Source organism: Nocardia fusca NBRC 14340 (genome assembly GCF_001618425.1).
Taxonomy (GTDB): domain Bacteria; phylum Actinomycetota; class Actinomycetes; order Mycobacteriales; family Mycobacteriaceae; genus Nocardia; species Nocardia fusca.
Genome location: NZ_BDCU01000019.1, coordinates 86,241 through 96,409 on the forward strand (window position 1 = coordinate 86,241; position 10,169 = coordinate 96,409).

Consider the following 10,169-nt stretch of genomic DNA (forward strand, 5'->3'; position numbering starts at 1 on the left):
CGGCCGAGCCCCGCTCACCCTCACAGAGCGGGGACCGGCCGGCCGGCGCCGAGCGGCGCGGGGCCCGGATGCCGCCGACACGGCATCCGGGCCCGCGCTCAGTGCGCGACCGCTTTCTCGGCGCCGACGCCGGTCAGTGCCCGGACCTCCATCTCCGCGGCCTTCGCCGGATCTTCGGTGTCCTTGCCGCCGAGGTAGGTGCCGATCACGCCGAGCGCGAACGCCAGCGGGATGGACACGATCCCCGGGTTGGACAGCGGGAACCAGTCGAAATCCAGATCCGGCAGCATCGCGGTCGACGACCCGGAGACCGCCGGGGAGAACACGATGAGCACGATCGTGGAGATCAGCCCGCCGTACATGCTGAACAGCGCGCCGGTGGTGTTGAACCGCCGCCAGAACAACGAGTACAGGATGGTCGGCAGGTTCGCCGAGGCCGCGACCGCGAACGCCAGCGCCACCAGGAACGCGATGTTCTGGCCGTTGGCCAGGATGCCCAGGGCGATGGCCAGCACGCCGATCACCACCGCGGTGATCCGGGAGACCCGGACCTGGGCGGCGTCGTCGGCTTTGCCGCGCCGCAGGACATTGGCGTAGATATCGTGGGCGAACGAGGCCGATGCCGTGATGGTGAGTCCGGCGACCACCGCGAGAATGGTCGCGAACGCCACCGCCGAGATGATTCCCAGCAGGATCACGCCACCGAGTTCGAAGGCCAGCAGCGGCGCCGCGGCGTTCTGTCCCCCGGCCGCGCCGAGTATCCGGTCCGGGCCGACGATGGCCGCCGCGCCGTACCCGAGCACCAGGGTGAACAGGTAGAAGGCGCCGATCAGCGCGATCGCCCAGACCACCGAACGGCGGGCCTCCTTGGCGGTCGGCACGGTGTAGAAGCGCATCAGCACATGCGGCAGGCCCGCGGTGCCCAGCACCAGCGCCAGGCCGAGCGAGACGAAGTTCAGTTTCGACATCTCGCTGCCGCCGTACTGCGCGCCGGGGGCGAGGACATCCCGCGCGGCGACCTTCGCGTTCTCGGATCCGCCGATCGCGCTCTGCGCACCGGAAAGGATGCCGGAGGGATCGAACCCGAACTTCGCCAGCACCATCACCGTCATCACCGCGGCGCCCGCGATGAGCAGGACCGCCTTGATGATCTGCACCCAGGTGGTGCCCTTCATACCGCCCACCAGCACGTACACGATCATCAGCACACCGACCACGGCGATCACCACGGCCTGCCCGGTCTTACTGGACACATCCAGCAGCAGGGCCACCAGACCACCGGCGCCCGCCATCTGGGCGAGCAGGTAGAACAGCGAGACGGCCAGGGTGCTGATCGCGGCCGCGGTACGCACGGGCCGCTGCTTCAGCCGGAAGCTGAGCACATCGGCCATGGTGAATTTGCCGGTGTTCCGCAGCATTTCGGCCACCAGCAGCAGCGCCACCAGCCAGGCGACGAGGAAGCCGATCGAATAGAGGAAGCCGTCGTAGCCGTAGACCGCGATGGCGCCGGCGATTCCGAGGAAGCTCGCCGCGGACAGATAGTCTCCGGCGATGGCTATCCCGTTCTGCGGCCCGGTGAAACCGCGGCCACCGGTGAAATAGTCGGTGGCGCCGGAGGTGTTGCGGCCCGCCCAGAACACCACAATCATGGTGACCACCACGAACAGCGCGAAGATGGCGATATTGGCGACCGGATTGCCGACCGTGGCGTCGGCGGCGTACAGCGTGGTCACGACCGGTTTCCTTCCAGTTCGGTGCGGAGCGCGGCGGCCCGCGGGTCCAGTTCCCGGTTGGCGAAGCGGACGTAGAGACCGGTGATCACGAAGGTCGAGATGAACTGGCCCAGCCCCAGCAGCAGTCCGATATTGATCTCACCGAACACCGGAGTGGCCATGAAATCGTGTGCGTAGGCGCCGAGCAGCACATAACCGAGGTACCAGAGCAGGAACAGGGCGGCCATGGGAAAAATGAAGCGGCGCAGCCGGTTGCGGAGTTCTTGGAACTCCGGGCTTGCCTGCGCGGCGACGAAATCGGGCGGCGGGCCGGCCCGCTCTCCGCTTTTGTCGAGATCGATATCGGTCATGCCGGGTCCCTCACCATGTGACGTGTATTACCTGAGCAGAAGGTAGCGGCCCGAAGGCAATTCGAGACCCCTGTGACGGGAGTCACTCGGTGGAGACGGGGAAGTGTGCGGTGAGCGGTCGCTGGGCCGCGACGAGCGGTCGGGCCCGGACGCCCCCGCCGATCAGTCCGGCCGGTATCCGGGCACGCGGTCGGCCCCCATTCCGAGCCGCTCCGGGGCGTGCATCCGGACGAACGCCCGGCCCACCCCCGGCGGTCGCGGGGTCCAGCGGCTGACCAGCACCATGGTCGCGAAAGCCAGCGGCACCGCCACGGCCGCGGGATATCCGAGCAGCGCCGCGGCCCAGCCGTCCGCCAGCCGGCCGGAGACGCCGCCGAGCACCGAGACCAGGGTCGCCGCGCCCGCCACGGTGCCACCGGCCACCAGACCGGCGGCCGCGCCCACCGCGGTGAGGCCGCGCCACCAGATCCCGAGAACCAGCAGCGGGCACAGGGTCGCGGCCGCGAGCGAGAATGCCAGCCCCACCGTGCGGGTCAGGTCCAGCGAGACCACGCCCAGCGACAGTGTCAGCGGTACCGCGCCGGCGACCAGCGCCGCGATCCGGAAGTCCCGGATCCGCCCGCGCAGCACATCCGTACTCAGCACGCCGGCGATACTCACCACCAGCCCCGAGGACGTGGACAGGAAAGCGGCCATGGCGCCCGCCGCGACCAGCGCCGCCAGCAACTGCCCGGGCAGTCCCGCCAGCGCCGACGAGGGCAGCAGCAGGACCGCGGCGTCGGAAGTCCCGGTGATCAGCAGTTGCGGCACGTAGAGCCGGGCGAAGACACCCAGCAGCACCGGGAACAGGTAGAAGGTGCCGACCAGCGCGATCACGGCTAGCGCGGTGGAGCGGGCGGCCCGGCCGTCGCGGTTGGTATAGAAGCGCACGAGGACATGCGGCAATCCCATGGTGCCCAGGAACGTGGCGATCATCAGCGAGTACACCTGGTATCGCGGATGCGGTCCGGCGAAACCGCCGCCGGGCAGCAGCCAGTGCGCACCGTCTGCCGGGGCGCCCGCCACCACCGGCACCGCCGCGCCCGGTTCGAGCACCAGCCGGGTGTCCCGGGCCAAGTCGTGAATACCCGCCGCCAGCAGGACCGGACCGTCCACCGTGCGGTCGTCCAGAACCCCGTGCACCGAGACCCACTGCGGTGCGGCCAATTGCACGAGTACCGGGGTCGTCACCTCCACCGTGGTCTGTTCGCTCACCGTCGGCGGGGCGGGCGCGCCGAGTTCGCGATCGCCACCGGGCCGGTCGGCGGCGAAGAAATGCACCAGCAGAACGAGCGCGGGCAGCGCCACCGCGGTCAGTTTCAGCCAATATTGAAAGGCCTGGACCAGGGTTATCGACCGCATCCCCCCGGACACGACATTGGCCACCACGATCACCGCCACCGCGACCGCCCCCACCCAGCCCGGCACCCCCAGCAGAATGCGCAGCGTCAGCCCGGCGCCCTGGAACTGCGGGATCACGTACACCGCGCACACCAGCACCACCACCACGGCGGCGAGGCGGCGCAACCGCGGCGACCCCCACCGGAACTCGGCGAAATCGGGCACGGTGTAGGCCCCGGACCGCCGCAGCGGCGCCGCCACGAAGAGCAGCAGCGACAGATACCCGGCGGTGAAACCCACCGGGTACCACAGGGCATCGGCGCCGTATTTGGCGATCAGCCCGGCGACCCCCAGGAACGACGCGGCGGACAGATACTCACCGGAGACGGCGGCGGCGTTCCAGCGCGGGCCGACACTGCGGGAGGCCACCAGGAAATCCGAGGTCGTACGGGCCCAGCGCACCCCGTACACACCGAGGACGACCGTCGCCAGCGCCGCCGCGAGCAGCGCCGCCACCGTGAGGCCGGACGCGGTCACCATCCCGGTCCGCCCATCGGCCGGGTCCGGGCCTCCGGCGCGGGCCGCTCAATCACCGGTGAGCTCGAGGAAATCGTTCTCGTTGCGCTCGGCCAGCCGCAGGTACACCCGCCCGGTGAGCCACAGCAGCGGGTAGGCGGCTCCGCCCAGCACCAGCCACGGCAGCCGGATACCCAGCACCACGGTTTCGGCGATCACGGTCACGCCGAACAGCAGCGGGAGTGCGGCGAGGAGCAGGGCGATCACCAGACCACAGCTCAGGGCCAGCCCCAGTTGCGCCCGGATGAGCCCACCGATCAGCGCCTCCCCGATCTCGGTCTGTTCGGCGACCTCCACCCGGGTCCGGACGCGCCGCGCGCCCCGGCGTTCGGCGAGCACCACCCGCCGGCGGGGCCCCCGCGGGGCGGGGCCGATCATCGCCGGTCCGGCGACGGATGCGGTCCGTGCACCAGCCGCTGTTTGAGTTCGCGCACCTGGCGACGGCTCACCGGAAGCTCCACCCGCTGCGCCCCGCGCAGACACACCAGCGTGCCCGAGCCCACCGTCCGCAGCCCGGTCACCCGCCCGAGCGCCACCAGATACGAGCGGTGCACCCGCAGGAAATCCTCGCGCCAGCGGTCCTGCAACGCCGAAAGCGGGATGCGCACGAGATGGGAACCGGTATCGGTGTGCAGCCGGGCGTAGTCGCCCTCGGCCTCCACCCAGTTCACCTGGGACCGGTGCACCAGCGTGGTGACCCCGCCCAGCTCGACCGGAATGACTTCGTGGCCCCCGGCCGCACCCGGTCCCGGCTCCGGCTCCGGCTCGGTGCGGGTCCGGCGGTCGGCAATCCGCCGCACCGCGGCCCCCAGCCGCTGCCGACGCACCGGTTTGAGCAGGTAGTCCACCGCGCCCAGATCGAACGCGGCCACCGCGTGGTCCTCGTGCGCGGTGACGAAGACGATCGCCGGTGGGTGCACGAATTCGGCGAGCACCCCGGCCAGTTCCATACCGTCCAGGCCCGGCATGTTGATATCCAGGAAGACCGCGTCGACCGCGTGCGCCCGCAGAATCCGCAGCGCGCCGGTCGCGTCGGCGGCGCCGTGCAGTTCGGTCACCGCGGGTTCGGCACGCAACAGATAGAGCAGCTCATCCAGCGCCGGCTGCTCGTCATCCACGGCCAGCACCCGCATCCGCCAGACCCTTCCTGCTCCTTCGACTCGCCCATCGTAGTCATCGGCGTTCGGCCGCGGGTCGGGTACGGGGGTCGGAGTCGGTCAGGATCCGAGCTGGTCCATCCGCCGTTGCATCTCCTCGGGCTCGATATCCTCCACATGGGTGGCGACGGTCCACTGATGCCCCCACGGGTCCACGAACGAACCGGTCCGGTCACCGTAGAACTGGGTCTGCGGGGCGCTGATCTCGGTGGCGCCGGCGGCGAGCGCGGCGGCGTGGGCCGCATCCATATCCGGGACGTAGACATAGAGGTTGACCGGGGTGCCACCGATCGAATGCGGATCGCGGAACGCCATATCCGGAGCCGGGTCGCCGAGCATCAGCACCGAATTGCCGATCAGCAGCTCACAGTGCATGACGGTGTCGTCGGGACCCGGGATCCGCATCCGTTCGGTGGCCCCCAGCACCCGTTTGTAGAACTCCACCGCGTCCGCGGCTCCGGCGATCGCCAGACCGGGGGAAATCGTGGGATAGCCTTCGGGAACAGGGGGGACATCGGACATCACGGGACCTCCGGTCTCGGAGAGTTGTGTCGGACACCTGTGAGCCTATGCCCGGTTCCCGCCGATGGCCGTGGACGAACACGGCCGCCGGATCAGCCGCCCCAGCTGACCTTCGTCTCGATGAGCTGGCGCAGCACCGTCGAGGTGCGCGGGTCGCGGTAGAACTGGTGGCCGCCGATCGAGATCGAGCCGGCCACCGGCAGCGGCAGGCCGAGATCCACGGTGATATCTCCGCTGCCCTGCATCGCGTAGTCCTCGATATCGAGCATGCCGGCCTCGTTGGGCAGATCCCAGATACTCGATTTCGGCGTCTGGGTGACGTCGAGCCGGATGGACAACCGCCCACCGTCGCGGGCGACCAGGGTGGCCGTGGTGACCTGGTCGAGGTCGACGCCGCCGCCCACGGTCTGCTGCACCCGCCATACCGCGCCCACCCCGACCGGTTCGTCGGGGAAGGTGATGGATCGGTAGACCGCCTGGTAGAAAGCCTGTTCCAGGGCGGCTCGCGCCGAATTCGAGGTGTCGGGAGCAGGCGCCAGACGCAGCGCGGTGATTCCGCCGAGTTCGCTCATCTCGAACCCGGCGTGCGTCCCGTCGGCGGCGGTCAGCGCCTCCGACAGCGCCGGATCGGAAGTCGTTACCGAACCGAGGGCGAGCTCCACCCCGTCGGCATCGGTGGTGGCGGTCATCGGGATGGTCAGCGCCGGACTGGAGAAATCGCGGACCTGCTGGGAATCGATCTGCTGCTGGATACGGTGATCGGTGCGCAACGTCACCGCCTGGATCGTGCCGTCGTAGTAGGACGGCCGCAACATCGAACGGGGCTCCTCCCCGTGGTCCACCGTGGTGACCGCGGCCGCCGCGATCGGCACGGTGACCTCGCCTATTCCGAGCGGTTCGGTGCCGTCGGCCTCCGCTCCGGAGTCGCCGCCGTCGCCGCAGCCGGAACCGAAAGCGGTGAGACCCACCGCGAGAACCACCATCAGCACTCTGGACCTTGCCAGGCGGGGCGTGGGAAACGAACACAACACCGTCACGCCGGACAGCCTACGAGGCGTACCTGAGCGTGGGCTGGGACATCGCGCCGACTTCCGGAAACACCGCCCGGCACCGGCGCCCGCGCCGCGACACACCGGGGCGGCGGCCCGTCACCGGTGCGCGCGGGTGCCCACGGTACTGGGCCGTCTCTCCTCGAGAGATGATGGTCGGCGTGAGTGAGGACCGGCCTACGCCAGAGCAGGACCCCGACGACCGCCCCGGCGGGACCGGCGCGCCACCGCGGCAGCGGCTGCGGCTACTGCTGGCGGTCGCCGCGACGCTGTTCGCGCTCGACCTGGTCACCAAGGTCATCGTGGTCGCGCGGATACGTCCCGGCGAACCGGTGTCGATCATCGGTGACTTCGTGGAACTGGCGCTGGTGCGCAATCCGGGCGCCGCGTTCTCCATGGCCACCGGCATGACCTGGTTGCTGACCCTGATCGCGACCGCGGTGGTGATCGGGGTGCTGCGCATCGGCCGCACCCTGCGCTCGACGCTGTGGGCGATCGGGCTCGGTGGGGTCCTCGGCGGCGCCCTCGGCAACCTGATGGACCGGCTGTTTCGCGCGCCGGGTCCGCTGCAGGGTCATGTGGTGGATTTCGTCTCGATCGGCTGGTGGCCGGTGTTCAATGTGGCCGATTCCTCGATCGTGTGCGGGGCGATCCTGTTGGTGACGCTCACCGTCTTCGGTTTCGAACCCGACGGCACCCGCTACAAGGAGAAGGAAAAGGCCGCCTCCGCCGCGGATTCCGCCCCGTCCCCGTCCGACGAGCCCGGCCCCGGCCGGGACCGCTCCGCCGGTGACGCCACCCCCGAGGGCTCCGCGGGCGGTGCCGGCCCGGAGTCCACCACCGGCGCCGGGCCCGGAATGTCCGCCACCGCCGACGGCAAGGAGACCGCCGCATGAGAGAGACCAGGACGATGCCCGTCCCCGACGGACTCGACGGGATGCGGGTGGACGCCGGCCTCGCGCGGCTGCTCGGACTCTCCCGGACCGCGGTCGCGGCCCTGGCGGAAGACGGGTCGGTGCAGCTCGACGGAGTGGCCGCGGGCAAATCCGACCGGCTCACCGCGGGCGCCTGGCTCGAAGTGGTGTTCCCCGAACCACGCCGGGAACTGAGTATCGAAGCCGAACCGGTGGAGGGTATGAAGATCCTCTACGCCGACGACGATATCGTCGCTGTCGACAAACCGGTCGGCGTCGCCGCACACACCGGAGTCGGATGGAGCGGGCCCACCGTGGTCGGTGGACTGGCTGCGGCCGGCTACCGGATCTCGACCTCCGGCGCGCACGAACGGCAGGGCATCGTGCACCGCCTCGATGTCGGCACCTCCGGGGTGATGGTGGTGGCCCAGTCCGAACACGCCTACACCGTACTCAAACGCGCGTTCAAACAGCGCACCGTGGACAAGCGCTACCACGCCCTGGTCCAGGGCCATCCCGACCCCAGCAGCGGCACCATCGACGCCCCCATCGGCCGCGCCCGCGGTAACGACTGGAAATTCGCGGTCACCTCCGACGGCAGGCCCAGTGTCACTCACTACGACACCGTGGAAGCGTTCCAGGCAGCGAGCCTGCTCGATATCCATCTGGAGACCGGCCGCACCCATCAGATCCGGGTGCACTTCTCCGCGATCCGGCACCCCTGCTGCGGTGATCTCACCTACGGCGCCGATCCCCGGCTCGCCGAACGGCTCGGGTTGCAGCGCCAATGGCTGCACGCCCGATCGCTGGGCTTCCAGCACCCCGCCGACGGCCGCTACCTGGAGATCACCAGTGAATACCCCGACGACCTCACCCACGCGCTGCGCGTATTACGCGACGCCTGACCGCCGATGACCGAGGTATCCGCAGCCCTGCCACACCGGCCCCGCAATATCCGCCGGGGGCTCGGCTACGGCGCGGCCGCGGCCGCCTGCGGTGTCTTCGTCCTCGCGCTCGGCTATTTGATCCCCCCGGCCGAGGAGATCGTCTCCACCGACCGCCTCGGGCCCGACCAGGGCGAATCCATCGCCGGATACCTCGACCGGGCGCGGGAATCGCTCACCGGGGCCGATGGGGCGGATCGGTGGGCGCTGGTGTCGTTCACCGAGTACCGGCCCGCCACGGAGTTACGCGACCAGGTCGGGGAGCTGCGCGTCGGACAGGCGCTGTACCGCGTGCCGCTCCCACGGGTCGCGACTCCCCTGGTCGCGGTCCAGACCCCCGCCGGTGACGCCGCACTGCGGCGCTCCGGCGCGGACGCCGCCTGGCAACTGGCCGATCAACGCCGCTATGTCGGCGACGACCGCACCGCCCGCACCCTGGACGTGGTCGTCGCGCGCCTGCGCGCGGACTGCGCCTGCTCTCCCGGTGTCGTCGTCCGGGCCCCGCTACCCCGGCTCCGCGATCTCGCCGAGCAGCCCGGGATCCGCGCGGTGCACGCATTACCGGCCGACGCCGTCGCCGGACGGTTCGCCGTCGAACCCCTGCTCCCGGACAGCCCCGACCCCGTGGGCCCGCCGCCGGACGACGGGCCCGTCCCACCGGCCTGATCAGAAGTCCAGCGTCACCACACCGTCCAGATAGCGGTGGCAGCGACCGGTCAGCAACACCCGGTCCTCGACCAGCTCGACGCCGAGCGAGCCACCCCGCCGGGACAGCTGACGCGCGGTCAACCTGCTGCGCCCGAGCTCGGCACTCCACAGCGGCGCCAGCTGGGCATGCGCCGAACCGGTCACCGGATCCTCCGGCACCCCCACCCCCGGCGCGAAGAACCGCGAGACGAAATCCACCTCGTCACCCCGGGCGGTGACCACCACACCCCGCTGCACCTTCGGGAAGGCGCTCAGGGCCGGTGCCAGCTCCCGGACCTGCCGCTCACTGTCCACCACCACGACCACATCCGCGCCCGAGTACACCCGCACCGGCTCCACCCCCAGCGCCGCCACCAATGCCGCATCCGGTTCGGCCGGAACGGAGGCCACCGCGGGCAGATCCAGCACGTACTCGTCGTCATCGGTGCGATCCACCCGCAACCAGCCACTATGGGTGAAGAAACTGACCCGGTCCTCGCCCGGCTGGATATCGCAGAGAATATGCGCCGCCGCCGCCACCGTGGCGTGCCCGCACATCACCACCTCGGTCATCGGCGTGAACCAGCGCAGATGGTAGGCGGGCCAGCTCCCCGGCGGCACCCCGGCCTCCGGGGGTAACCGGGAGGTATAGAAGGCCGTCTCGGCGAGATTGTTCTCCTCGGCCACCTGTTGCAGCACGGTATCGGGCAACCATGTGGGCAACGGCATCACCGCTGCCGGGTTCCCGGAGAACGGTGCGTCGGCGAACGCGTCGATCTGGTGCAGCAGAACCTCCATGCCACGAGTCTATTGGCGCCGCCTTCGGCGGCGCGGGGTCGAGGCCCCCTCGGTCCCGT

11 protein-coding genes are annotated in these 10,169 nt (G+C 70.3%); 3 read left to right on the forward strand and 8 right to left on the reverse strand.

Going from position 1 to position 10,169, the window contains the following annotated elements; genetic code table 11:
- Positions 1 to 98 precede the first annotated feature (98 nt).
- From NF4_RS12440 to NF4_RS12470, 7 genes are all read right to left on the reverse strand, one after another.
- On the reverse strand, positions 99 to 1,733 hold the full coding sequence (locus tag NF4_RS12440; protein ID WP_063127484.1) for a monocarboxylic acid transporter: 1,635 nt from the start codon (positions 1,731 to 1,733) through the stop codon (positions 99 to 101).
- Positions 1,730 to 2,083: a DUF485 domain-containing protein gene (locus tag NF4_RS12445; RefSeq protein ID WP_063127485.1), complete on the reverse strand. Its 354-nt coding sequence runs from the start codon at positions 2,081 to 2,083 to the stop codon at positions 1,730 to 1,732. The genes NF4_RS12440 and NF4_RS12445 overlap by 4 nt, the downstream gene beginning before the upstream one ends.
- Before the next feature lie 162 nt (positions 2,084 to 2,245).
- Entirely contained in the window at positions 2,246 to 4,003 is a 1,758-nt protein-coding gene (locus tag NF4_RS12450) for a sodium/solute symporter (protein ID WP_063127486.1), read from the reverse strand.
- Positions 4,004 to 4,048: 45 nt separating this feature from the next.
- Positions 4,049 to 4,417, reverse strand: coding sequence for a hypothetical protein (locus NF4_RS12455; protein ID WP_063127487.1), 369 nt, complete (start codon positions 4,415 to 4,417; stop codon positions 4,049 to 4,051).
- A complete protein-coding gene (locus NF4_RS12460) occupies positions 4,414 to 5,172 on the reverse strand; it encodes a LytR/AlgR family response regulator transcription factor (protein ID WP_063127488.1) in 759 nt (252 codons plus the stop codon). Before NF4_RS12460 ends, NF4_RS12455 begins: the two co-directional genes overlap by 4 nt.
- A gap of 84 nt (positions 5,173 to 5,256) precedes the next feature.
- Positions 5,257 to 5,718: a VOC family protein gene (locus NF4_RS12465; protein WP_063127489.1), complete on the reverse strand. Its 462-nt coding sequence runs from the start codon at positions 5,716 to 5,718 to the stop codon at positions 5,257 to 5,259.
- A gap of 92 nt (positions 5,719 to 5,810) precedes the next feature.
- Positions 5,811 to 6,701: a hypothetical protein gene (locus NF4_RS12470; protein ID WP_063127504.1), complete on the reverse strand. Its 891-nt coding sequence runs from the start codon at positions 6,699 to 6,701 to the stop codon at positions 5,811 to 5,813.
- A 215-nt stretch (positions 6,702 to 6,916) separates the two neighbouring features.
- Here NF4_RS12470 and lspA point away from each other — a divergent pair, with 215 nt between their 5' ends.
- The 3 genes from lspA to NF4_RS12485 are packed head-to-tail and all read left to right on the forward strand — an operon-like array spanning position 6,917 to position 9,291.
- A complete protein-coding gene (gene lspA, locus NF4_RS12475) occupies positions 6,917 to 7,663 on the forward strand; it encodes a signal peptidase II (RefSeq protein ID WP_084533078.1) in 747 nt (248 codons plus the stop codon).
- Positions 7,660 to 8,586 carry an RluA family pseudouridine synthase gene (locus NF4_RS12480; RefSeq protein ID WP_063127490.1) on the forward strand — a complete coding sequence of 309 codons (927 nt, stop codon included), beginning with the start codon at positions 7,660 to 7,662 and terminating at the stop codon, positions 8,584 to 8,586. Before lspA ends, NF4_RS12480 begins: the two co-directional genes overlap by 4 nt.
- Before the next feature lie 6 nt (positions 8,587 to 8,592).
- Complete coding sequence (locus tag NF4_RS12485; RefSeq protein ID WP_232330431.1) at positions 8,593 to 9,291, forward strand: hypothetical protein; 699 nt, start codon at positions 8,593 to 8,595, stop codon at positions 9,289 to 9,291.
- On the opposite strand, the gene NF4_RS12490 is transcribed toward NF4_RS12485, so the two are convergent.
- Positions 9,292 to 10,110, reverse strand: coding sequence for a PhzF family phenazine biosynthesis protein (locus NF4_RS12490; RefSeq protein WP_063127491.1), 819 nt, complete (start codon positions 10,108 to 10,110; stop codon positions 9,292 to 9,294).
- Positions 10,111 to 10,169: the final 59 nt, after the last annotated feature.